The organism is Burkholderia reimsis, from assembly GCF_003294055.1.
GTDB lineage: Bacteria > Pseudomonadota > Gammaproteobacteria > Burkholderiales > Burkholderiaceae > Burkholderia > Burkholderia cepacia.
In genome coordinates this window covers 1-24315 of the sequence record NZ_QMFZ01000011.1, presented here as the reverse complement: position 1 = coordinate 24315, position 24315 = coordinate 1, and the positions used below count along the sequence as shown (strand labels likewise).

At 67.2% G+C, this 24315-nt stretch carries 22 protein-coding genes; 6 read left to right on the top strand and 16 right to left on the bottom strand.

Translation table 11 applies throughout. The features are described 5' to 3' along the window. The first annotated feature begins 203 nt into the window (after positions 1-203). Positions 204-1025, top strand: coding sequence for a carbon-nitrogen hydrolase family protein (locus tag DPV79_RS14965; RefSeq protein WP_113045771.1), 822 nt, complete (start codon positions 204-206; stop codon positions 1023-1025). Between the two features lie 49 nt (positions 1026-1074). Here the strand turns inward: DPV79_RS14965 and DPV79_RS14960 are convergent, their stop codons facing one another. Genes DPV79_RS14960 through DPV79_RS14950 form a run of 3 tightly spaced genes read right to left on the bottom strand, consistent with a single transcriptional unit; the run spans position 1075 to position 4085 of the window. After that, a complete protein-coding gene (locus DPV79_RS14960) occupies positions 1075-1386 on the bottom strand; it encodes an AtuA-related protein (RefSeq protein ID WP_113045831.1) in 312 nt (103 codons plus the stop codon). Further along, on the bottom strand, positions 1386-2744 hold the full coding sequence (locus tag DPV79_RS14955) for an acyclic terpene utilization AtuA family protein (protein ID WP_059855206.1): 1359 nt from the start codon (positions 2742-2744) through the stop codon (positions 1386-1388). The genes DPV79_RS14960 and DPV79_RS14955 overlap by 1 nt, the downstream gene beginning before the upstream one ends. Before the next feature lie 42 nt (positions 2745-2786). Further along, the gene (locus DPV79_RS14950; RefSeq protein WP_113045770.1) at positions 2787-4085 is read right to left on the bottom strand and encodes a CitMHS family transporter; all 1299 of its coding nucleotides are present in this window, start codon (positions 4083-4085) and stop codon (positions 2787-2789) included. Between the two features lie 97 nt (positions 4086-4182). On the opposite strand from DPV79_RS14950, the gene DPV79_RS14945 reads away from it, so the two are divergent. Further along, positions 4183-5079 (top strand): LysR family transcriptional regulator, encoded by an 897-nt coding sequence (locus DPV79_RS14945; protein WP_027787799.1) that lies wholly within the window; start codon positions 4183-4185, stop codon positions 5077-5079. A gap of 51 nt (positions 5080-5130) precedes the next feature. Here DPV79_RS14945 and DPV79_RS14940 read toward each other — a convergent pair whose 3' ends face one another. Further along, the gene (locus DPV79_RS14940) at positions 5131-5715 is read right to left on the bottom strand and encodes a flavin reductase family protein (protein ID WP_021163062.1); all 585 of its coding nucleotides are present in this window, start codon (positions 5713-5715) and stop codon (positions 5131-5133) included. A gap of 140 nt (positions 5716-5855) precedes the next feature. Continuing rightward, a complete protein-coding gene (locus DPV79_RS14935; protein WP_113045769.1) occupies positions 5856-6281 on the bottom strand; it encodes a VOC family protein in 426 nt (141 codons plus the stop codon). 112 nt (positions 6282-6393) lie between these two features. On the opposite strand from DPV79_RS14935, the gene DPV79_RS14930 reads away from it, so the two are divergent. Further along, entirely contained in the window at positions 6394-7284 is an 891-nt protein-coding gene (locus DPV79_RS14930) for a LysR family transcriptional regulator (RefSeq protein WP_113045768.1), read from the top strand. Positions 7285-7299: 15 nt separating this feature from the next. Here the strand turns inward: DPV79_RS14930 and DPV79_RS14925 are convergent, their stop codons facing one another. From DPV79_RS14925 to DPV79_RS14910, 4 genes are all read right to left on the bottom strand, one after another. Next, positions 7300-8085 carry a hypothetical protein gene (locus DPV79_RS14925; RefSeq protein WP_113045830.1) on the bottom strand — a complete coding sequence of 262 codons (786 nt, stop codon included), beginning with the start codon at positions 8083-8085 and terminating at the stop codon, positions 7300-7302. 67 nt (positions 8086-8152) lie between these two features. Then, entirely contained in the window at positions 8153-10729 is a 2577-nt protein-coding gene (locus DPV79_RS14920; protein WP_059677665.1) for a TonB-dependent siderophore receptor, read from the bottom strand. Positions 10730-10783: 54 nt separating this feature from the next. After that, positions 10784-11770 (bottom strand): FecR domain-containing protein, encoded by a 987-nt coding sequence (locus tag DPV79_RS14915; RefSeq protein WP_113045767.1) that lies wholly within the window; start codon positions 11768-11770, stop codon positions 10784-10786. 3 nt (positions 11771-11773) lie between these two features. Further along, positions 11774-12283 (bottom strand): sigma-70 family RNA polymerase sigma factor, encoded by a 510-nt coding sequence (locus DPV79_RS14910; RefSeq protein WP_048025893.1) that lies wholly within the window; start codon positions 12281-12283, stop codon positions 11774-11776. A gap of 482 nt (positions 12284-12765) precedes the next feature. Here DPV79_RS14910 and DPV79_RS14905 point away from each other — a divergent pair, with 482 nt between their 5' ends. The 3 genes from DPV79_RS14905 to DPV79_RS14900 all read left to right on the top strand — a co-directional run bounded on the left by DPV79_RS14905 (position 12766) and on the right by DPV79_RS14900 (position 15578). Beyond that, positions 12766-13926 (top strand): porin, encoded by a 1161-nt coding sequence (locus DPV79_RS14905; protein WP_113045766.1) that lies wholly within the window; start codon positions 12766-12768, stop codon positions 13924-13926. Beyond that, the gene (locus tag DPV79_RS42660) at positions 13926-14102 is read left to right on the top strand and encodes a hypothetical protein (RefSeq protein WP_165843517.1); all 177 of its coding nucleotides are present in this window, start codon (positions 13926-13928) and stop codon (positions 14100-14102) included. The genes DPV79_RS14905 and DPV79_RS42660 overlap by 1 nt, the downstream gene beginning before the upstream one ends. 237 nt (positions 14103-14339) lie before the next feature. Beyond that, entirely contained in the window at positions 14340-15578 is a 1239-nt protein-coding gene (locus tag DPV79_RS14900; RefSeq protein ID WP_113045765.1) for a lytic transglycosylase domain-containing protein, read from the top strand. 51 nt (positions 15579-15629) lie between these two features. Here DPV79_RS14900 and DPV79_RS14895 read toward each other — a convergent pair whose 3' ends face one another. From DPV79_RS14895 to DPV79_RS14865, 7 genes are all read right to left on the bottom strand, one after another. After that, positions 15630-17762, bottom strand: a complete 2133-nt coding sequence (locus DPV79_RS14895; RefSeq protein WP_113045764.1) for a phospholipase effector Tle1 domain-containing protein — start codon at positions 17760-17762, stop codon at positions 15630-15632. A 5-nt stretch (positions 17763-17767) separates the two neighbouring features. Beyond that, positions 17768-18247, bottom strand: coding sequence for a DUF3304 domain-containing protein (locus DPV79_RS14890; RefSeq protein WP_042973214.1), 480 nt, complete (start codon positions 18245-18247; stop codon positions 17768-17770). Beyond that, a complete protein-coding gene (locus DPV79_RS14885; protein WP_113045763.1) occupies positions 18244-18630 on the bottom strand; it encodes a DUF805 domain-containing protein in 387 nt (128 codons plus the stop codon). The genes DPV79_RS14890 and DPV79_RS14885 overlap by 4 nt, the downstream gene beginning before the upstream one ends. Beyond that, complete coding sequence (locus tag DPV79_RS14880) at positions 18627-19517, bottom strand: DUF4123 domain-containing protein (RefSeq protein ID WP_225723166.1); 891 nt, start codon at positions 19515-19517, stop codon at positions 18627-18629. The genes DPV79_RS14885 and DPV79_RS14880 overlap by 4 nt, the downstream gene beginning before the upstream one ends. A gap of 5 nt (positions 19518-19522) precedes the next feature. After that, complete coding sequence (locus tag DPV79_RS14875; RefSeq protein WP_113045762.1) at positions 19523-22339, bottom strand: type VI secretion system Vgr family protein; 2817 nt, start codon at positions 22337-22339, stop codon at positions 19523-19525. Positions 22340-22409: 70 nt separating this feature from the next. Next, positions 22410-23282, bottom strand: coding sequence for a hypothetical protein (locus tag DPV79_RS14870; RefSeq protein ID WP_113045829.1), 873 nt, complete (start codon positions 23280-23282; stop codon positions 22410-22412). A 53-nt stretch (positions 23283-23335) separates the two neighbouring features. Then, positions 23336-24214, bottom strand: a complete 879-nt coding sequence (locus tag DPV79_RS14865; RefSeq protein ID WP_165843516.1) for a hypothetical protein — start codon at positions 24212-24214, stop codon at positions 23336-23338. Between the last annotated feature and the right edge of the window lie 101 nt (positions 24215-24315).

Genomic DNA, 24315 nt, shown 5'->3' with positions numbered 1-24315 from the left:
CGCACGCGATGCAACTTGAGGTTCGACTGGTCAGACCGGCAAAAAAAGTTGAGCCCGGGCCGGCGACAGTACGCGGGATCAATACCCCCGACGGGTTAACACGCCGGCGGGATGGGAAAGCCGGCGGTTCGGCGCATACTCGGGCGTTCCGACGTCCAACGTTGCGGAGCCGGCCGCGCCGGCCCCGCCCACCGAAATCGCCCATGAAACTGAAGCTCGACATCGTCCAGCTCGCCGGCCGCGACGGCGACACGCACTACAACCTGCAGCGCACGCTCGACGCGATCGCGACCTGCGCGCCGGGCACCGACATCGTGATGTTTCCGGAAGCGCAGCTCACCGGCTTCCTCGATCCGTCGAACCTGGCCGAATGCGCCGAGCCGCTCGACGGCCCGAGCGTCGGCGCGGTCATCGCGGCCGCACGCGCGCGCGACGTTGCCGTCGTGGTCGGGCTGATCGAGAACGACGGCGGCCGCTTCTACAACACCACCGTGTTCGTCACGCCGGACGGCATCGCGCTGCGCTACCGCAAGACGCACCTGTGGGTAAGCGAGCATGGCGTCGTGCTGCCCGGCGACCGCTACGCGACGATCGAATGGCACGGCGTGCGGATCGGCCTGCTGATCTGCTACGACAACGAATTCCCCGAAACCGGCCGCGCGCTCGCCGAACTCGGCGCCGAGCTGATCCTCATCACCGACGGCAACATGGAACCGTACCGCCCGGTCCACCGCACGTCGGCAACGGCGCGGGCGATGGAGAACCAGGTGTTCACGGTGGTCGCCAACCGCGTCGGCGGCAGCACGCACGACGTCGTGTTCGCGGGGGGCAGCCTCGCGGCCGATCCGTTCGGCAACCTGATCTTCGAAGCCGGCAACGGCGAATCGCGCCATGCGATCGAGCTCGATTTCGACCAGCTCGCCGCGTCGCGCGCGGTTTACGACTATCGCAGGGACCAGTGCCTGCACATCGCCGGCGAACGTATCGAGCATGCGGACGGGCTTCGCGAGTTGCTGATTCCGTGACGGGGCTCGCCCGCCCGGGCGGCGCCATCCGTCATGCCCGTCACGCCCGTCACGCCGGCTCCGGCACGTCGATCGCCAGCAGCGCCGAACTGACCGACTTGCCGTGCGCGTCGAGCGCGAGCGAGCGCGTGACGCCGCCACCGAGCGCATCGCGCAGCACGAAATTGAATGCCCCGAGCGCCGGCAGTTCGTACCGCACGACGTCGCCGTGCACGATACCCGCGAGCCACGCCTTCACCGCATCGGCACCCAGATACGTGCGCAGATGATCGTAATGGCGCGGATCGCGGCAAATCACCGACACGTTCAGCGTATTGCCCTTGTCGCCAGTGCGCGCATGCGCGAGTTCACGCAGTTGCATCATGCCTCCACGAATGAAAACGACGGCGTCACGGCCGCGCGCGGCAGCAGCACCGACTGCACGGCGATCACCTCGCGCGTCGACTTGAACGCGCCGCCGCCGCCGGCCGGCCCGTTCGTATAGAGCGTCTCGACTTCATTGCCGATCCGCGCCGCTTCGCCGGCGCTCGCCGCGCGGCCGGCCACCCGCACACGCACCTCGGCCGGCTCGCCGCGCACGGCCGGTGTCGCGTCGCCATACAGCGCATCGACGCCGATCAGGTCGAAGCGCAGCTCGGTCGCGGCGACGCCGGTCAATGCCAGCCGCTCGCGGACGATCCCCAGCGCGAGACGCGCGCGTTCGAGCGCGCCCGGGCCGCCATACGAGATCTGGCCTTCGCCGATCCAGCCGTCGACATACGCCACCGACACCTTGAGCGTGTCGGGCCGTGCCGTGCCGCGCCCGCCCGTCACGCGCACGCGGTCCGCCGCCTCCTCGGCGACGGTGACTTGCGTGAAATCCGCGACGACGTCGGGCTGCAGGTACCGCGCCGGATCGTGTATCTCGTAGAGCAGCTGTTCCTTGCAGGTCGCCGCGCTCACGCGGCCGCCCGCGTGCGGCACCTTGGTGATCACGACCGAGCCGTCCGCCGCGACTTCGCCGATCGGAAACCCGAGCCGCGCGAGGTTCGGCACGTCCTTGTAGCCGGGGTCGGCGAAATAACCGCCCGTCACCTGCCCCGCGCATTCGAGCAGGTGGCCGACGACCGTCGCGGCCCCGAGCGTGTCCCAGTCGTCCATCCGCCAGCCGAACGCGTGGATCAGCGGCGCGGCGAACAGCGACGGATCGGCGACGCGCCCGGTCAGCACGACGTCCGCGCCGGCCGCGAGCGCGTCGACGATCGGCGCGGCGCCGAGGTACGCGTTCGCGGACACGATGCGGTCGCGATAGGCGGCGACGTCGTCGCCCGATTCCTCGAAGCGGAACGCGCCGCGCAGTACGACGTCGAGCACGTCGTCGCCTTCGACGGCCGCGACCTTCAGCCCGGCGACGCCGAGCGATTGCGCGATCCGTGCAGTGCGCCGTGCGGCCGCACGCGGATTCGCCGCGCCCATGTTCGACACGATGCGCACGCCCTTCGGCGCGGCAACCGGCAGCACGGCGCGCATCCGCGCGTCCAGCAACGGGTCGTAGCCGAGCGACGGGTCCTGGCGCCGCGCCTGCTGCGCGATCGCGATCGTGCGCTCGGCCAGGCATTCGAAGACGAGATAGTCGAGTTGCCCGTGTTCGGCCAGCTCGACCGCGGGCTCGATCCGGTCGCCCGAGTAGCCGGCGCCCGCGCCGATGCGCACGCGCCGTTCAGGTTGCTTTGCTGTCATGTCCATACCGTCGTCGTCCGGCGGGTGCGCCGCCGGTGAAAATCAAAAGATGCCCAGCACGACGCACGCGACCGTCATCACGATCGACGCGCCGAACAGCAGCGGAAACGTGAACTTCTGGTGCTCGGCCAGCTCGATGCCGCACAGGCCGACGACGAGGAAGGTCGCGGGCGTCAGCGGGCTGACCGGGAAACCGGTGGTCATCTGGCCGAGCAGCGCGGCCTGCCCGACCTGCACGGCCGGCACGCCGAGCTGGCCGGCCACCTCCGCGATCACGGGCAGCACGCCGAAGTAGAACGAATCGGGATCGAACAGCATGCTGAGCGGCATCGACGCGAGGCCGAGCGCGACCGGGATGTGGCCGGCCATCGACGGCGGCACGAAGCCGACCGCCGCCTGCGCCATCGCCTTCAGCATCCCGCTGCCCTGCATGATCCCCGTGAACACGCCGGCCGCGAGCAGGATGCCGGCCATCATCAGCGCCGCGCGCGCATGCGCGTCGATGCGCTTCCTCTGCATGTCGACGTCCGGGTAGTTCACCATCAGCGCGATGCACAGCCCGACCATGAACATGATCGCCGGCGGGATCTTCTCGCCCATCACGACCATCGTGCCGAGCACGACGAACGTCAGCACGAGGTTGAACCAGAACAGGTGCGGCCGGCGCAGCGCCTGCTCGTCGGGCGTCAGCTCGCGGGTCGGCAACGGAATCGACGCATCGTCGCGCGACAGGCCGAGCCGCTTCTCCTCGCGCCGCCCGAGCCAGTACGCGACGCCGAACACGAACACGAGCCCGATCGCCTGCACCGGGATCAGCGGATTGAACAGCGCCGACACCGGCAGATGCAGCGAAGCGGACGCGCGGATCATCGGCCCCGTCCACGGCAGGAAGTTGATGCCCGCGGCCATCGACACCGCGGCGGCCAGCACGCGCCGGTCCATCTTCAGCCGGTCGCACAGCGGCAGCACGGCCGGAATCGTCACGAGGAAACACACGGCGCCCGAGCCGTCGAGGTGGATCAGCAGCGCGAGCAGCGTCGTGCCCATCACGATGCGCGTCGGCCGCGTGCCGACCGCGCGCAGGATGCGGTCGATGATCGGGTCGAGCGTGCCGGCGTCGGTGATCGTGCCGAAATAGAGGATCGCGAACACGAACATGCCGACCACGGGCGCGAGGCCCTTCAGCCCGTCGACGACGAACTTGCTGGTGTGCAGCCCGAAGCCGCCGATCAGCGATGCGGCGATCGGCACGATGATCAGCGCGACGAGCGGCGACATCCGCTTCGACAGAATCGCGGCCAGCAGCACGACGATCGTGCCAAGCCCGAGTAACGGCAGCATCCGTGTCTCCTACCTTGTCTTTTGTTGGAGACGAGCGTAAGGTCGGCGCAGCGATAGCACAATTGAAATGATTTGATCGCAGCAATCACGAACCGTTATGGATCTGAATCTTCGCGACATTCGCGCGTTCGTCACCGTCGCGCACGCCGGCAATTTCACGCGCGCCGCCGCGCGGCTGCACCTGTCGCAGCCGGCGCTGACCGTGCAGATCCGCCGGCTCGAGGAAATCGTCGGCGCGCGCCTGTTCGACCGCAACAGCCGCAGCGTCGCGCTCACGCAGACCGGGCGCGAGCTGCTGCCGCTGCTGCAGCGTTCGCTCGACGACATGGAGCGCGTGCTGCGCGACGCGCGCGCGCTCGGCGAAGGCACGAGCGGCACGGTGCGGCTCGCGTGCCTGCCGACCTTCGCGTCCAGCGTGCTGCCGGAGCTGATCCAGTCGTTCCGGCGCGACGTGCCGCGCGCGGGCTTCGAGATCCGCGACGGCGTCGCGAGCCTCGTCACCGCGCTCGTGCGCAACGAGGAGGCCGATCTCGGACTGACGGGCGGCGACACGTTCGATGCGTCGCTGGAGGTGCTGTATGCGGGCGCCGACCGGCTCGTCGCCGTGTGCCCGAAGGATCATCCGCTCGCGCGCAAGCGCCGCGTGAGCACCGCCGATGTCGCGGCCGTGCCGCTCGTGCTCACCGCGCAGGGCACGAGCGTGCGCAGCGTCGTCGATGCCGCGCTGGACGCGGCCGGCTGCACGCCCGACATCGCGTGCGAGCCGACCTACATGATGACGGCCGTCGCGATGGTGCGCGGCGGGCTCGGCGTGACGATCCTGCCCGCGACCGCGCGCGAGGTACGCGCCGAGCCCGAGCTGGTGGCGAAGCCGATCGACGATCCCGCGTTCGTGCGGCCGATCGCGCTCGTCACGAAGCGCGGCCGCACGCTGCCGCGCGTCGCGCAGGCGTTCGCGGAAACCATGCTGACGGAATTGAAAAAGCGCGCGTGAACCGCGCGCCCGGATCGGGACAGCCCGCCCGCGCGTGATGCCGGGTTCGGCTTACTGCGCGTCCGGATCGACGTGCAGCGATTCGCCGATCGCATAGAAATTGCCGCCCGCGATGTAGTGCAGGCTGCGCAGCGCCGGATCGGCCGATTCGAAATACCAGTGACCGTCGCGGAACACGCGCGTGTCGGACCACGCCGCGACCACCTCGCCGATGAACAGGTCGTAGGTCTGCTGGTTGTGCGGCTCCGGAACCAGCCTGCACGCGAGCCAGCCCGAGCAGCCGGCGACGAACGGCAGGTCGTGGCCTTCGACGTCGAACAGCGTGACGCCCGCCTCGCGCAGCTTGTCCGGACGCTCGGCGAGACTGTGGCTGCCGACCGCGTGCGTGAGCTGCAGTTGCGCGGCCGTCGGCACCTGGATCACGAACGTGCCGCTGCGCTCGACGAGCTCGCGCGTCTTCGCGGACTTGTCGAGCACGACCGTCAGCTTCGGCGGCAGGAAGTCCAGCGCGCACGCCCACGCGGCGGCCATCACGTTGTCGACGCCGTCGTGGCGGGCCGACACGAGCACGGTCGGGCCGTGGTTGAGGAGACGGTAGGCTTTCTTCAGCTCCACCGGAGCGATGTGACTGTCCATACGGATTCCCTGGAGAACGGCGCGCACGGACGGATGCCGTGCGGCGCGGCGCCGGCCGGTGCGCAGGTGGGCATGTGCGCAGCCGGCCCGAAGGCCGCATTCTCGCACCCAATTTCAATCGGTGCCGACAACGCCGCCGGTCACTTCGCGAACAACTGGCCGATATCGCGGAACGCCTTGAATTCGAGTGCGTTGCCGCACGGATCGAACAGGAACATCGTCGCCTGTTCGCCGACCTGCCCCTGGAAGCGCACATACGGCTCGATCACGAAGGTCACGCCGAACGATCCCAGCCGCTCGGCCAGCGCTTCCCAGCTCGCCCAGTCGAGCACGATCCCGAAATGCGGCACCGGCACGTCGTGACCGTCGACCGCGTTCGTATGCGCGCCTTCCTGCGATGCGGTCTTCGGATGCTCGTGGATCACGAGCTGATGCCCGTAGAAGTCGAAGTCGACCCACTGCGCGCTCGAACGCCCCTCCGCCAGCCCGAACACACGGCCGTAGAAATCGCGCGCGGCCGGCAAGTCGTAGACCGGAATCGCCAGGTGAAACGGGGAAAGACTCATGGTTGCCTCGTGATGGAACGCTCGCGTGGCGCGAGGACGGCACCATGGTAGTCAAGGTCGAGCGAAAATTAAATCAATATATAGTTTCGTCATTCACAAACGGAATTGATGAATGATCCGCGAACTGAGAACCCTCGTCGCCGTCGCCCGGGAAGGCACGTTCGCCGCGGCCGGCCACCGTATCGGGCTCACGCAGGCGGCCGTCAGCGCGCAGATGCAGCGCCTCGAAGCCGAGCTCGGCTTCGCGCTGTTCGACCGGCAGGGCCGGTCGGCGCGGCTCAACGAAATGGGCCATCACGTGCTCGGCCAGGCGCAGGCGCTGCTCGGCCTGTACGAGAACCTGAGCTCGACGGCCCCCGGCTCGCCGGCCGCCGTGCGCGTGACGATCGGCGCGATCGCGTCGGTGCAGAGCGCACTGCTGCCGGCCGCGCTCGCCGATTTCCATCGCCGGCATCCCGCGTGCCGCACGCGCGTGATACCGGGGCTGTCGATCGAGCTGGTCAACCGGGTCGACGCGGGCGAGATCGACATGGCCGCGATCATCCGGCCGCCGTTTTCGCTGCAGAGCGACCTGCACTGGACGACGCTCGCGCAGGAACCGTTCCGGCTGATCGTGCCGCGTGGCGTGAAAGGCAACGACTGGGCCGAACTGCTCGCGCGCGAACCGTTCGTGCGCTACGACCGCGCATCGTTCGGCGGGCGCCAGGTCGATCGTTTCCTGAGAAAGATGCACCTCGCGGTGCGCGACACGTGTGAGCTCGACGAACTCGACGCGATCGTCAAGCTGGTCGGGAACGGCGTCGGCGTCGCGATCGTCCCGCAGACCGCCGTCTATCGCCGCTGGCCGGCCGGCGTGCGCGCGATCGACCTTGGACACCATACGTTCCACCGCGACATCGGGCTCGTGCACCGCGCGCGGCGGACGATGTCGGAGCCGGCGCAGCAGCTCGCGCAACTGATCGAAGCGGCGTCACGACGGCACGCGCCGCCGCAGGCGGCATAACGCCGACGTCGTCGGTCAGCGCCGCCCGGCCGCCCAGTCGACCGCCGCATCGAACAGCGCGACACCGGCCGGCGACAGGTTCGCGAACGTGTCGTTGTCGAGGAAGAACATCACGCGGCGCGCCGGCGCGAGCGCTTCGTAGTCCATCGTCGCGCCCTTCTCGTACGCGAAGATCGCGGCCTTGTCGGGTTGGCCGTACACGGTCGCGATCGTGATCGCACCGAGCCCCGGCTTGCCCCAGCTCATCGGCGCCCGCTTGCCGTACACGTTCGTCGCGCCGGCCGGCAGCCCGGCCGAGATCGGGTGCGGCGCATTGACGAGCCACAGGTAGCGCTCCTTGCCCGTTTCGCCGAAGTCGACGTCATGACGCTTGCCCGTCATCGCGAGATCGTCGAGCAGGTCGTTTTCCCACGTGACGAGCGGCTTGTCGAGCGTGCGCCAGCCGGGCCGCACGTTCTTCGACGACACCGTCGACGAGATCACGACGAGGTCGGCGTCGCGCGCCGCGTCGGGCGTCGAGGACTCGTCGATCAGGCGCACCGCGTAGCCGCGTTCGCCGAGATGCTGGCCGATGCGTTCGTCGACCTTCAGGTTCGGGCCGCGCAGCTGCACGAGCATCGCGACGCGCGTGACGGCCTGCGGTGCATCGGCCGCCCGCGCGGGCGCAGCCGCCCCTGCCCCGAGGCCCAGGCCCGCGCCGATCGCGAGCACCGAGCCCGCGATCGCGCGCATCGCGCGGCGCCGTGCACCGGCGACACCGGCGACACCGGTGGCAATGGCGCGCACAGCGCCCGTTTTCATGTTCCGGTTCATCTGGATCTTCTCCGAAGCCGCGCACCGCCGTGACGGCCGCGCGGCGATTGCGTGGTCAGAACTGCAGCGTGGTGAGCAGCGACACCTGTCGCGCATCGCCGATCGCGACGAAATAACGGTTCGCGCTCGACGGGTAATAGGTGCGGTTGAAGAGGTTCTTCACGTTGAGCTGGAACGACAGCTTCTGCTTGCCGATCCGCGTGTCGTAGGTCGCGAACGCGTCGGCGAGCACGTACGACGGCAGCGTGAAGCTGTTCGCCGAATCGCCGGGCCGCGCGCCGACGTAACGCACGTCCGCGCCGATGCGCAGGTCGTCGCCGCCGGCCAGCGTGCCGAAATCGTAGACGGCCGCGAGCGATGCCGTGTGGCGCGCGACGTTCCACAGCTGGTTGCCCGCGTAAAGCGGATCCTCGGTCGTCTTCGCGTCGATGTACGCGTAGCTCGCGATCACGTTCACGCGCTCGCCGATCCGGCCCGACACGTCGAGCTCGATCCCGCGCGAGCGCGCCTTGCCCGACGTGCGCCAGTCGGTCAGCTTGGTCGCATCGTTGTATTGCGACACGAGCACGTTCTTCTTGTCGATGTTGAAGAATGCCAGCGTGCCCGTCATCCCGCCCGGCAGGTCGAGCTTGCCGCCCACTTCCCACGCGGTCGCTTCCTCGGGCGGCGTCGCGCCGTCGATGATGTAGCCCGTCATCGGCGCGATCGACGAAGACGGCTTCAGCGACTGCGAATAGCTGCCGTACAGCGAGAACGTATCGGTCCACTTGTAGACGACGCCCGCGCGCGGCAGCCACTTCGAGCCGCTGAGATCGGTGTTCGCGGTAAACGGCCGGCCGCGTCCCGCGACCTGGTTGTACGTGATGTAGCGCAGCCCGCCCGACACGATCCACTTGTCGGTCAGGTGGATCGTGTCCTGCACGAACGCGGACGCATCGTGCAGCGTGTCGGTCTGGTCGCTGTCGCTCGCGGACACGGTGCTCGACGGCGGCAGCAGCCCGTAGACGGGATCGACATAGCTGAACGGCGTCTTCACGGCCTGCCGCAGCATGTCCTTGCGGTAGATGCGACGGTATTCGGTATCGAAGCCGACCTGCACGTCGTGCCGCATCCCGCCGAGCGTCAGCTTGCCGTTCACGTAGCCGATCCCGTAGCTGTCGGTGCTGAGCGAGCCGTGCGTCGCATCGTTGCTGCGCGACAGCGTGCCCTTCACTGGATCGACGCCCGTCGTGCGCAACTGGTTCGCGTCGTAGGTCTCGCGGTTGTAGCTGTAGCCGAGATGCGCGCTCCAGTCCGCGTTGAACTGGTGATCGACGCTCAGCTGCGCGAGGTGCGATTCGCCGTCCATGTTGTTGAACGGCTCGTCGAGGCGCCGCCGCGCGGGAATGTCGAGCGGCGCGTTGGTACGCGGGTCGAGCGCCGTGCCGCGATCGAACGGCGAATGGAAGGTCCTGTACTGGTAGGACACCACGACCTGCGTATCGCGGCCGTACCACGCGAGCGACGGGGCGACGAAGGTCTGCCGGTATTCGCCGAAGTTGCGCCAGTACTGCTCGTTCGATTGATCGACGATCAGCCGGTACGCGAGCCGCGAATCGCCGACCGGCCCCGTCGAATCGAAGGTCGCGCTGCCGCCGTTCTTGCCGTGCCCGAACGTCGACGCGCCGAGCGAGATCGCGTTGTAGCGCACGAGCTGCGGCTGTTTCGTGACGACGTTGACCACGCCGCCCGGGTCCATCAGCCCGTACAGCAGCGACGTCGGCCCCTTCAGCACCTCGACGCTGTCGACCGCCGCGTTGAACGCGCGCCCCTGCACGAGCGGCATCCCGTTCTGCATGACCGAGCCGTCGCGATTGCCGCCGAAGCCGCGCTTCATGATCGTGTCCTGCGTGCCCGCGAGCGTGTTGCCCTGCGTGATGCCGCTGACGTTGCCGAGCGCGTCGTCCAGATTGCGCGGACGCTGGTCGCGCAGCACCTGCGCCGGCACGATGTTGACGGCCTGCGCGGTGTCGAGCAGCGGAATGTCGGAACGCAGCACGCCCGCCTCCTTCGGCGCGCGATAGCTTTCGGCGCGCAGCGCGCTGTCGCGCACCGTGATCGCCGGCAACTCGGCGCCCGCGGCCACGCCGGCCGCCACGGGTCGCGCGACCGTGCCGTCCGCACGCTTGAGCGTGTAGCCGCCGCCGGGCTGCCGCAACGCGACGAGCCCCGTGCCTGCCAGCAGGCGGTCGAGCGCACCGTCGACGTCGAAGCGGCCCTGCACGCCGCCGCTCGTCAGGCCGGCCGTCAGCTCGGCCGGAAACGCGAGCAGGATGCCCGCGTCGCGGCCGAACCGGTTCAGCGCCGCTTCGAGCGGCCCGGCCGGAATGTCGAATGCACGGCGTGCCGCGCGCTGCGCGGCCGGCGCCGCATCGGTGCCGGTGTCGGCCAGCGCGGGCAGCGGCAGCAGCGCGGACACCAGCACGGCACCGGCGAGCCGGCGCGCGAGGTGCCCGGGCGCGGCGGGTGCGGCCGGGCGCGCGGCGCGCGGCAGATGTCGGTCGGGCGCCGGACGGCGCCGATACGTGAGACGGATGGAAACCATGATCGGGAAGTCGGTGGACGATGGGCCAGTGCTGCTTTCATTACCCATGTCACGCGAACATCGAGAAACAGCTCAGGTCGGCGGAAATTTTTTTCGACACGCTCAGGAACGGGCCGGCACGACCGTCGCCCAGTAGCGCGTCAGGTAGTGCACATCGATCGGCAACGTCGCCTTCAGCGTGTCGAGCACACGCGCGGGATCGTCGAGCGGATAGGTGCCCGACACGCGCAGGTCGGCCACGGCCGCATCGCAGCGCAGGCTGCCGCGGCGATAGCGGTCGAGCTCGGCGACGAGGTCGGCCAGCCGCATGCGCGACGCGACCAGCATGCCGCCCGTCCACGCGGACGCATACGCATCGAGCGGTGCCGACACGTCGATCGCATCGCGCGTGAAATCCGTGCCCTCCCCGGCCGCGATCACGCGCGTGCCTGCCGCCGCATCGTCCGGCTGCACACGCACGGCACCGGCGAACACTTCGACCCGCGTCGCGCCGTCGCGCTGCCGCACCGCGAAGCGTGTGCCGAGCGGCCGCAACTCGCCTTGCGCGGTCGCGACGACGAGCGGCCGCGCGGGCACGCGATCGTCGTGGCCGCTCGTCACCATGATCGTGCCGCGCAGCAGGCGCAGGCCGCGCGCGGCGGCGTCGAAGCGCACGTCGAGCGCCGTGTCGGTATCGAGGACGACGACCGTGCGATCCGCGAGCGTCACCGTGCGCCGCTCGCCGACCGCCGTTCGCAGGTCCGTCGGCCAGATCGCCGCGCGCCGCGCGGGCTCGGCCATCCATGCCGCGCCGCCCGCGAACAGCAGCACGGCCAGCGCCTTCACGGCCGCGCGGCGGCGGCCCGCACGCGGCGACAGCAGCGCCGCATGCGCGGCCTGCGGGTCGAGCCCGGCCGTGAGCCCGCCCAACCTCTGCTGCATCGTTTCGATATGGCGCCATGCCGCGTCGTGCGCCGGATCCTCCGCGCGCCAGCGCGCGAGCGCGGCGTCGAACGCTTCGCCGGTGCGGCCGGCCTGCCGGTCGACCCACCATTCGACCGCGCGACGCGCAACCTGCGGCGGCACCGCCGGCGCTCCCGGGGCGGCCATCGGTCAGGCCGCCATCGCGAAGAAACACTGCGTGCCGGCCTTCACGAGATAACGCTTCACCGTCGCGAGCGACACGCCGAGTTCGCGCGCGATCTCGGCCTGCGTGAGCCCGTCGAGTTGCGCAAGCAGGAACGCACGCTTCGCCGCGAGCGGCAGGCCGTCGAGCAGCCGGTCGATTTCGAGCAGCGTCTCGAGCACGACAGCCCGCTCCTCCGGCGACGGCGCATACGCTTCGGGGCGCTGCGCGAGCGCATCGAGATACGCGCGCTCGATCAGTTCGCGCCGCCAGTGGTTGCTCAGCACGCGCTGCGCGACCGTGGTCAGGAACGCGCGCGGCTCGTCGGCGCCGATCGGCTCGTCGCGTGCGAGCAGGCGCATGAAGGTGTCGTGCGCCAGGTCGGCCGCGCGGTGCGCGCAACCGAGCTTCCGGCTCAACCAGCCGCGCAGCCACGCGTGGTGGCCGGTATAGAGGGCGTCGATTTCTCGATGGAGAGACAGCTGGTCAGCAGACATGGCCGGGTTCCGGGGTGCGCAGGCGTCAACGATCTTGTAAATGAGAATGATTATTATATACAAAACCGGGTCGACGACCGGCGTGTCATGCGTGCCACGCGCGCCACGACAACGCGACAGGAAGGGAGACGCCGCCGCGATGCCGTCGCCCGATGCGTCGTTAACACATTCATTACACCGCGGCCAAATCGATTCGTTAAATAGTTATTTGACGGATCGATAACAATATCCGGGCCACCTCGACTCCCCGTCGAATCGGTCGAAATTATCGCGGGATATGCAAGCCGAAATGGCCAAATCGCGAAATGACAATCAATTGATACGTAATTTTCAATAATTCAAATCCCTCGATCGTCGAGACTGGAGCACATCCCTGTCTGCCTCAAGCCACAAAAGAGAATTTCGTTTTTCCGTTTTAATCGCACTCGGTAGTCTCCTGCCATTCCGGATCACGAACACAAGCCAATGCGCAAGGAGATGAAATGAAACGCACGACCCTCTCGCTGATTTCGATCGCGTCATTCGCGGCGATACCCGTCGCGCATGCGCAGTCGAGCGTCACGCTGTATGGCGTGATCGACACGTCGATCACCTACGTGAACCATGCGCAGGGCAAGGACAACGCGTGGATGCTCGGCAACAGCAGCGCGGGCAACCTGGCCGGCAGCCGCTTTGGCGTGAAAGGCACCGAGGATCTCGGCGGCGGGCTGAAGGCGCTGTTCCAGCTCGAGAACGGCTTCGACCCGAGCAACGGCCGGCAGGGCCAGGGCGGCCGCATGTTCGGCCGGCAGGCGTTCGTCGGCCTGACGAGCGACCGCTACGGCACGCTCACGTTCGGCCGCCAGTACGATCCGCTCGTCGATCTCGTGCAGGGCATCACCGCCGACAATTATCTCGGCAGCGTGTTCGCGACGCCCGGCGACGTCGACAACTACGACAACAGTTTCCGCGTCGACAACGCGGTGAAGTACACGTCGGCCGTCTATGCGGGCCTGCAGTTCTCCGCGATGTATTCGTTCGGCGGCATCGCCGGCAGCACCGGCGCCGCGCAATCGTATTCGGCCGCCGTGTCGTACAACAACGGGCCGTTCAGCGTCGCGGGCGGGTATTTCCACGCGACCAACAGCCCCGCGTCGAACACGCTGCGCAACGGCTGGACCAGCTCGTCGGACGGCACCTTCGACGGCCCGATCAACAACGGTTATGCGAGCGCGCACTCGATCGGCATCGCGCGTATCGCGGGCCAGTACGTCGCCGGCCCGTTCACGTTCGGCGTCGGCTACAGCAACGCGCAGTACCGCCGCGATGCGAGCTCGGTATTCAACTCGAACGAGCACTACAACACCGGGCAAGGCTTCGTGAACTACCAGGCGACGAACGCGCTGCTGGTCGGCCTCGGCTACAGCTATACGCGCTCGGGCGGCGACACGTCGGCCACCTATCACCAGGTATCGGCCGGCGCGGACTACAACCTGTCGAAGCGCACCGACGTCTACCTGACCGCCGCGTACCAGCACGCAAGCGGCCGGACCGGCGACGGCAACGGCGGCTCGATGGGCGCGCAGGCGTCGATCGGTTCGTACGGCTACGCGGGCACGAGCTCGCAGACGATGGTCAACCTCGGCCTGCGTCACCGCTTCTGATGCAGAACGGCCGGCTGCCCACCGTGCGGCCGGCCGAATCCGCATCGACCGATACGGCGGCACCGGCCGCCGGCGTATTTCCCGATCGCCTTTTCATCGCCCGTTTCACCGCGGATATCGGCTGCCTGCCGATTTTCATCCGGGTTGATTCAGCACCGGTTTCCCGGGACGAATGACGCGATGCGTCAGTATTCCGGCGCCGCCATTGCCCCGCCATTCACCGGGAAATCCGGCCATATTTACCGATAATGCTTCGCCGCACGCCGTGATCGGACACGATAAAAAGGCGTGTCGGGCGCATGGGCAAATGCAAAGGAAAGTTTGACGCGAGCCATTTGCCTGCTCGCTATGGCAAACTTCGCGTCTCGCGTAATTTCCTTGCACCGGGCGCCCGGATTCCGCCCCATCCTGCCATGCCGCGTCAGACCACCCGTTCGATCAGCCGAGAAACGCTGAAAATCGCCTCGACGATTGCGCTGTCGTGCGCGCTGCACGGCGTCGCGCGGGCCGATTGCCTCGACGACGCGGCCGCGTTCCAGCACGTGAGCGTCAGCCTGATGCGTGGCATCGCACAGGTCGAGTCGGGCATGAACCCGAACGCCGTCAACACCAACACGAACGGCACGGTCGACATCGGGCTGATGCAGATCAACAGCACCTGGCTGCCGACGCTCGCGCGCGAAGGCATCACGCGGGAGAGCCTGTTCGATGCGTGCACGAACGCGTATGTCGGCGCGTGGATCCTGTCGCAGAACATCCGCCAGCTCGGCGCCAACTGGAACGCGATCGGCGCGTACAACTCCGCGTCGCCCGACAAGCGCCTCGCCTATGCGCGCAAGGTCTATGATGCAATCCGGACCATGCCGGATTCGCCGGATACTCCCATGCCCATCCTTCCACCGTCCTTTACGCCGCCGCAACAGGCCCAGGCGTACAACCCGTTCGCGAGCCTGAGCGTGTCCGCCCCGCAGCAGGTCACGCGCCCGCGCACGATCTCGTCGGCTCCGCCGCCGGCGCCCCCGCAGGGCGGCCCCGCCGGCCCGGCCGGCACGTACAACTTCGGCTGGACGGTCACCGGGGCCGACCAGGCCAAGCCGACCCAGGTGTTCGACGACGGCGCACGGGTCTACGTGCAGTTCAGCGACATGAAGCACCTGCCGGCGATCTTCACCGAAACGTCGTCGGGCCGCGTGCTGATGTCGTGGGAGCTGCAGTTCCCGTATGCCGTCCTGACGCGTCCCGCGCAAACGTTAATCTTCCAGCTCGGGCCGTTCGAGGCGCGTGCGCAGCGTGGCGGAGCCGGGACGACGGCGCAGGCAACGGCTGCGGCGGGAACGCCGCGTTCGGGCGCGACGGCGGCAACGGCTGCCGCCGCGCCGGCTGCGAAACAGGCGGCAGCGAATGCGTCGACCAGGCGGACCGCATCGTCCGATGCGCTCTGGTACATCGACACGGCGTCGACGTCGGGTTCGGCACCGACCGCGAGTACCGCCAATGCGTCGACGGCATCGCCCCCGTCGACTACGCCGGCGACGTGGCCCACCGCGGTGACGTCGAACACGCCGCCCCCCGTTGCGACGCCTCAGGTGCCGTCCACGACGAAGCCGGCCGCGCGCGTCAGCACCGACGCGCTCTGGTACATCTCGAAGTAACGCACGGGCCGGCCGCGCGTCGGCGGCCGGCGTGGGTCGGCGGCCGGCCGACTATCGAACGACCGTCGTGCCGGACGGTGCGGATACGGTCGACACCAGCGAGTGGTACACGTCCGCGACGCGATCCAGGAAGGACTTGTCGGGCGCGGTCGCGATCTTCTGCATCGCCCGCGTATTCATGTAGTTCTTGATCGACACCAGGTGGCTCCACACGGCCTCGATATCGCTCTCGGCCATGCTGTCGTGCACGTGCTTCACGAACAGCGGATACATCGCTTCGACTTGCGGCAGGCGCTCGCCAGGATTGTTCCACAGCCAGAACAGCGCCTGCGCCTGCGGGTCGGTATTGAACATCGACGCCGGCAACTCGCCGCCGAGCTGCTTCATCGCCTGCTTCCGATCGAACCCGTATCCCGGGCGCGTGCCGTGCTGCTTCTGGTAGTCGATTTCGCGCACCAGCTTCTCGTAACGGCCGTACGCCAGCGGATTCGCCGCGCCACCGAGCCACCCCGGCTTGCGCTGTGTCGCGGCCGTGCGATTCTCGGCCCGGTCGTACCACATGCGCAGCCACTGGATGTACACGACCATGTGGCCCTTGAGCTCGCCCTGGATGTCCTTCGGCAGGTCGGTCACGACGACCGGGCGCGGCGGCGTCCGGTCGGGTACACGGCAACCGTCCGTCATGTCGGGCAGCGGCTTCGGATTGAGAAAATCGAGCGGCCCGGTCGACGGCCTGGGCGCCGCCGACGGATAGCCGATGCCGGCGCCCAGCGGCGACAGCGGCGACAGCGGCGGAATCTCGCGCGTCGTCGCCACGAGCTTCTTGACGGTCACCCGGTAGTCGAGCTGGAAGGCCTGGACCTCCTGCGGCGCGACGATCTGCTGATATAGTGCGCCGTCCTCGTTCGCCAGCGCGGTCAGGCTCGGCATTGGAATGCCCGCGCCGTATGCGCGGTGGTACATCATCTCGAGCGGCACGCGCGCAAGCTTGTCGGAAATGCCGTCCTCGCCTTCGATCGCGCCGCCTCCCACGTCCACCTGCGCACCGGGAAAGAGGCGCTCCTGCCGCCTGCCGCGCATGTCGGCCGGATCGACGCCGAGCATCGTCAACGGCTTGTACACCCGCAGTTCATGCGCGGCCGCGTAGTGCACGCATTTCTCGATGTCCGGCGACAAGATCAGATCCGACGACACCGCGTTGCTCAACGGAATGTAGCCCGTCAGCAGGTTGTCGTCGAAACGGTTCGTCACGCAGTCGAACAGGCCCATGAACTTGATCTTGACCGCCACGCCGTCGTACTTCCCGCCCTTGCAGGTTTCCTCGAGCAACCGTTTGGCAAAGGCCAGCGCGAGGCCGCCGCCCATGTCGTACCCGAAGATCGCGACATGAATCTTGTTGATCGTGCCCGCCTGCTTCGCGCCCGCCACGGCCGCCTTGAAATCCTCGTCCGCCGCCTTCAGGCGCGTATCGACGCCGGTATTGAACAGCGCGGCGCCGAGCTTCGTGTCGCGCGAGAGCTGGAACGACTCGGCCAGCGCGCCGAGCGTTTCCTTGCCGACCTCCTTCAGGACCGTCTTCGGAATCCGGTACGGATACTTGACGACATCGCGCCAGAACCCTCGCCATTCGCGCTTCAGGTAACGCAACGCGCGGTTCTTTTCCGCCCCCGGCCGCGCGACGGCTCGCTCGAGCCGCTTCCGTGCGTCGCCCACGCCTTCCTTCGCCTTGTCGAACACCGTGCCGACCGTGTCGCCGACGCGGCCGCTCAGCGTGGAATTTCCCTTCCTGCCGCTCTGCTTCCACGCGTCCTCGACCGTCTTCATGCCCTTCTCCTTGGCCTTGTCGACGGTCATCTCCTTGAGCTTGTCGCCGGCCTTTTCGCCGGCGGTGTCGAGCGCCTTGTCCTTCAATACCTGCCGAAGCACGCCGGCTTCCGGGTCGAAATCGGCGCCGAGCCCCGGATAGTAGAAGCGCCGCATGTTCTTGTTCTTCTTGTCGTATGCGGCGTTGAACAGCTTCAGGATATTGGTTCGTGGTCCTTCCTTGTCGCCGAAACCGAATCCGTCGAAATAGAAGCTGACCCACAGCATGTGCTCGCATGCGGGGCACATCTGCTCGGCTTCCGCCTTGACGCGATCCGTCTCCGCGCTTGCGGCATCCTTCTTCAGGTTGATTTCGGCCATGGCGCTCACTTCTCCTGGGTCGGCTTGAGCTCGGGTGCGTTCATGTCGTCGACCCACTGCAGCTCGGCGGTACCGTTCTTGCGGAAATACACGCGCAGATAGCGCGACGTCGGCGATTCCGGCTGCGGAATGGTCACGTCGATCGTCTTGCGCTCCGGCTGGATGCCGCGCTGAATGTCGGCCAGCGGTTGCGCGAATTCCCAGTACAGCTTCACCTTCTGCCCCGGCGTCACCTTGCAGCCACACGCGAAGCCGCCGCCGCCGCCGAATGCCTCGCCGTCCTCGCGCGCCGCCGGATTGCCGAAGCACCCGGACTTGTGCTCGTTGTCGAGCCAGAATTCGTGCAGCTTGCGGCCGTACTCGTTGTATCCGGTGACGCACACGTTATGCGGCTCCGCCGACACGTCGACGCCGTGCTTGCTGCATGCGGCGAGCACACCGAGCCCGACGAGCGCCAAAACGTGCATCCCTGCCCTGAATTTCATCGATACCCTCGCAAACTTGCGTCGTTGTTGCCTTCACCGCGCGACGGCGGATCGAACCGGTTACGTACGTCGTCGCCACGGACGAACCCGTTCATCGCGATCGCGACGAACGCGCCGACGACGGGAATTGCATGGACGAGCGTCCACCACCCGGACTTGCCGATGTCGTGCCAGCGCCGCACCGACACCGCGACCAGCAGCCAGATCATCACGATCGCGAATGCCCATCCGGCAAGGTCGACGATCGTCTGCGCACGCTGCGCGGCGGGCAGATCGGCGAGCGCGTCGAACACCGAACCGGCGACCAGCAACGGCACCGTCACGCTCCACCATTGCATGCGCCCGGCCCGGCCGCGCAACGAAAACAGCGCGGGCACGTTCATCGCTGCGCCTCCTGTTCCGTCGCGGCATTCGCTGCCTCGCCGTGCTCGAGCAGGCGATCCAGCAATGCGTCGCACAACGCGTCGTGATCGTGCCGATGCGCGGCGATGCACTCGGCGACACTCGCATCGTCGAGCCGCACGTGGCCGACCATCGCGAGCGTCGCGCCAATCCGGTAGGCGAGCCTGTCGTCGTTCAGCCCCTGTGCATCCAGCATGCCGAACAGTGTGAGCATGCGCGCGTATGTGTCGAACGGATCCGCGTCGGCCGGGATCCGGCCGTTGCGCCGCAACTCGGCCAGCACGGCGTCCGGCCGGCTGCCGCGGCGCAATGCGTCGAGCTCGCGGGCGTCCACGCGCGCGTAGAAGATCCGCTCGTGCCGGCGAGGATGCCGTACCGTACCGACGGTTCCATCGCGACACACCCAGGTCCACGACACGCACGGCGACAACAGCGCCTGATAGCGCGACCCGGACAGTGCGCCGGCCAGCGTCTGGAACACCGCCGCATCGTAGAACCGCAGCAGGCCGTCGCGATCGTCGGGCAACGTCACGCGCGTCCGGATACCAAGTTTCGGCGCGAGTTCGTCGAGCGGATAGATGCTGACCAGCGACAGAAACGCGAACGGCCGCCGCGCGAACTGCCGTTCGAGCAACGCCGACACGTGCGGCGCACGATAGTCGCACACCAGCGCGCAGACTTCCGGGTTGCTCGCTTCCGGCTGACCGGCGAGCAGGTTGTGAACCTGCCCTTGCGCGATCAGCTCGCGCCACGGCGCCGCATTGATCGGCAGTTGCGAAGCATCGGCCAGCAGATAGCGATGGGTATCCGGAAACGCCGTGTGCTCCGCGGCGGCCGTCGTTTCCCAGGTCTGAAGCAGCGTTGTCATCGGCGTCACCCGCGCGTGGCGATCGCTTCGTGGCGATGCGCGAGATCCCGCATGCATTCGACGCACGCGGGCTTGTTCATCGACGGCAACTGCACGTTCGCGGAACGCGGCCCGGCCAGCGTGTGCTGGGCCGCATGAAACGTCGCCTTGCCGGGCGCGCCGATCACGATGTCGTTGCCTTCCATCTTCAGGAACGCGTTGGCGGCCGTCAGCAGCAGCCGCTTCGGCGACTGCAGCGCGACACTCGCCTGCGCGCTCGACACCGTCACCGCGCGCTGCGCATTGGCGTCGAGCGTCCCGGCGTTCTGCGCCTGCACGGTGACGGCGCCCGTCGCCGCGTGCAGCGCGATGCCGACGGCCGGCACCGGGCGGCTGCCGCCCGAGGTGCCGTGCGTGTACAGCGCGATGCCTTCCTTCGCGACGATGCTCGACTTGCCGTGGACCGTAACCTGCACGTCGCGTCCTGCGCTCAGCGCGGTTTGCGTGCCCGATGCCCACACGTGGCTTCGCGCGGTCATCGCGACGACGCCGGCCTCGCCGTGCGCGACGAGATGCGGATGCTGCCACGCTACCGCACCGCCGCCGCCGGCACCGCCCGCGCCATTGCCTTCACGCGTCGCGCCGATCGACGCCTCGCTCTGCTGCAGCCCGTCGATCGCCGCGAGCGGTGACGCGGCGCTCGCGCCGGCACTCGCGACACCGGGCTGCGCCGTGCTCACACCCGGCTCCGCCCCCTGCTTGCGCGCGAAATCCGCGAGCCCCTGCAGCATCTCGCGTTGCTGCGCGAGCACCTGGCTCGCCGTGCTCGCGTCCATCTGGTTCACGCCCGGCGCCGTGCTGATCAGCAGGCCTGCACCGGCGCGCAGCGCAGCGGCCGCCTGCGTCGACAATTCGGCGCCGTAGCCGCGATCGGCCAGACGCCGGTTGTCCTGCACCTGCTTGATGTGGCCGAGCGTCAGGCCGCTGCCGTGATCGGTCGTGTAAAGGCGCGCACTCGACTGGCCCGCCGTATCGTCGAGCATGAATTGCCGCGAGCCGCCCGCGCCGGTCTGGCTCGCGCTCATGTCCTGCGTCTTGAAGCCGGTCAGCACGGCCGCATGTTCGTTGCCGGCAAACCAGGCCGCCGCATTGGCCGTGCTGCCGCTCGGGCCGCCCGCGAGCGCATTGTGCTGCGCGTCGGCGTTGCCCCGCCCGTTGTACAGCGCAGCGACCGCAACCGGCCGGTCCGGCTGGCCTTCCAGCCACTCGGTCCAGACTTCCTGGCCGACGCGCGGTACGCTCACGCCGCCCCAGTTGTCGCCGCCGACCGGTGTCACCATGCGCGTCCAGGTGCCGGCGCCACGATCGGCCGGCGCATTCGCCGCGCGCGGATGCGCTTCGCGACTCGCGGAATTCTGCCCACGCTGCGCGTGATGCTGGATCCGGATCCGGTGATCGCGTTCGGTGTGAACCGGATCGCCCGCGCCGACCACGACGGTTGTCTGCGCGCCCGGCATCACCGCGACCGGATGCACACGCGCACCGTGCCCGTTCGACGCCAGCGGCCGATAGGCCTGGTCGAACGGCAACGCGGCGAAGCAGTTCCGGTACACCTCGTTGCCGTCCACGAGCGCGCCGCCAGCGTGCGTCGTGGCGTCGATTGCCGCATGCAGCGCCTGCGCGCCGCCGTATCCGACTGCCTCGCCGGGTGCGGCGTCGGGCATCGACGGAATCTCGCCCAGTCGCTGCGCGATCGCACCGTGCACGTCGGCGCCCACGTTCGCACGCGCGTCGTGCTCGACACGCAGGCACACGAACGTGCGCGATGCATCGAGCGACGGATGCTGCGACATCGCGAAGTGCAGCCCCGGCCGCAGATCACGACGCGTACCGCTGCCTTCGGCCTGCAGCGCCGCCACGCGCTGCGCGTCGAGTTGCTGCTGTGCGCGCTGTTCGCCGATCCCGGTGGTCTGGAACGCGTACGGGCCGGCGACGTCGCGATCCTCGCCCGGCACGACCGCGCCGTTCGCGCGCACGCCGGATGGACGAGTCGACAGGCTTCGATGATCCCAGCTGGCGCGCGCGACGCTGCCGATGCGCCAGCGGCGCGCGTTCAGGAAGTGCCGGATGCCGCCGCGCGGATCGCCGTCGCTCGTCTGGTGGAACCCGACGACCTCGGGTTCAGCCGGGTCGAAACGCTGGTTCGTATCGGCGAGAACGAGCGTGTGCTTGCCGAGGTTCGTCGACTGCGCGTCGCCCTCGTGTTCGAACCAGTAGAAGATGCCCTCTTCCGCCCACAGACGTTCGAGAAACGCGAAGTCCGATTCGCCGGCCTGTGCGGTCAGGCTGCGGCTCGCATATCGCGTGGGGTCGGCGAGCGCCCAGCGCCAGGCCGGCGCGACCGCGCCACGCGCGTAGTGCGCGAAAACCTGTTCACTGATCTCGACCACGCTCGCGTTCACGAAGTTGTAGCTGTCGACGCGCTGCTGCAGCAGCGCGAGCCACGGTTCGACGACGAGCTGCACGCGCGCGAGCCCGCCGTTGTAGCCGACGAGCTCCGCGGCCATCACATGGCCGTGGAACGGGCGCCGTGCGTCCTGCCCGTCGGCAGCCTGCCATTCGATCAGGATCGGCGCACCGATCAGCTTGTCGAGCGGCACGTCGGGACGCTCGGTCAGCGCGGTGACCTGGAACCGGAAGCCGCCGCGATCGAGCGACTCCCATCCGTGCAGGCTCTCGGCGACGAGCTTGTCCGCGCCGAGCGGCGTGGTCAGCCACAGAAACCGGTCGTGCTGCGACCAGCCGCGGAAGAACGCCTGGATGAGGTCAGATTGGGTCGACATGATGGGTGGGTTCGGGGTTCGCGGGGGGTGGTGTTTCTAATCAAGGCTTTCGGGATGCCCGAAGCCCGTATTACCGCTCGGTCAGTTCGACGGCCGGCAGCAGGTCCATCCGCGTAAACACCTTGCCCTTCATTTCGTCGGGCGACTGAATGTTGAAGTTGGCTGTGCCTACGATCCGGTACGTGCCCGAATGAACTTGTCGCGCGGACGAACCCGGATCGAACGTGAGCGCCGTGTAGGGCACGACGAATTTGACCTTGACCGGCGCTCCTGGTTTGACGGCAATCGTCGACGCATAGGGTCGGGAAGCGGCACTCAGATACTTCTCGTCCAGTCTGACCTCGAACCCGACACCGGAGTCGCTGAGTCCGCCGACCTGGACGTATTGCACGTTCGAGCGGACAAGTAGCGGCGACCAATTCTCGGGACCGTCAATGACGACATCCTGTACCCCATCATTCTTTAACACGAGGTCAACCACCAGATTTCCCGACTCGGAATGCACGGCGAGCTCCGGATGCAGATTGATTTCCGGCGTGCCGTGCTGAAGCAGATCTTCCGCAAGTTCATAAAAAAACGACAGCTTCTCGGTGATCTCGTCGTTGAATCGAAACTGAAGCGTGCCTTGGTAACGCGTCCCACCCTGCTCGAACGAGTATCTCAGGACCGATCCGATATTCCGCCCCGGGACCGACGCAATTTCGTGATTGGCCAGAACTCGCTTGATCTGATCGATCGCCGGTCGATATCGATCGTTCAGTTCTCCCGTGTATTTTCCGATTCCCACATACTTCGCCGGCGGCATGAGATCAAGATCCAGCCCACGCGAATAGTAGACGGCACGATTGCCGTCGAACGCGAAAGCCATCGGAGGCGCAGGCTTGATCTGCCCGGGGCTGCTTGCGATCGTGAAGTAGTCTGCCTTTGTTTCAGCCAATGCCATTTCCGTTATCCCGAATAGAAAAACCGATATCAACCAGACCCACGTACATCGCCTCATTCCAGCACCTCCCAGTCGATATTCGTTTTTCTGTTGAACCAATCACGGAAACCATAAAAATAGTACTTCGGCACGAGCGACACCGGGTTATCGAGACCTTGCCCCATCAGGTTCGTGGCCGTCGTGCGTTGCCAATTGTCGACGAGCTGCTTCATCTTCACGTCGACAAGTTTTTTGGAATTGATGTATTTCCCGTACACCGAGCCGCCTTGTTCGAAATACTCGTCCGGCCAGCCGAACAGATGCCCGACTTCGTGTGCTCGCACGTTCACGGTGCCGTCCGGTACATAGTCTCCGACCTTGTTGTCCCATATGACCGATTGCTCGCCCCAGTTTCCGGAATCCGCTCTCGATTCCATCGGAAACAGATTGACCTCCTCATGGAACCGCCCGTCCTTGACGAACTCCACCTCTGCCCTCACCTTGACAACGCAGGTACATGCCTTGCCAAGCGGGCACTGTTTCGGCCGCATAGTGTAGCCATTACGATTGAGACAATCTTCAATCAGCTTCTTGACGCCCTGCGGGTCCTTCATTTCTCCCGGACGATCAACCACGGTCAGAATGACTCCCAGCGCCGGCCCGTTGCTGTTAAACGGTATCGAACGTCGTTTGCCCGTCTTCTTGTCGAACACGTCCGCGCCATACTTGACCGCATGCTGGTCCTTCAAATGGATCTTGATGCGAACGGTCGCCGTCAACGTCGACGTCGCAGGCGAGTACTCGATATCGTACTTCGCGTGGGAATTCCCCATTGGGTTGAGTATTGGTTCATGCGTCGATTCGTCGAGGACCGCATTGCCGTTCGCATCGGTTTCGTAATAGTCGACACATCCCATGTCGACGACATAATCAAGCTCCTTGACCGCCGGCACGTGAACGAGATTAAAAAGAAAGCAACTAGAATATAAACTAAATAATCAAATTCGATTGAACTAATAAATGCCCAAAATGCACCATGTAAGTCTAGTATATC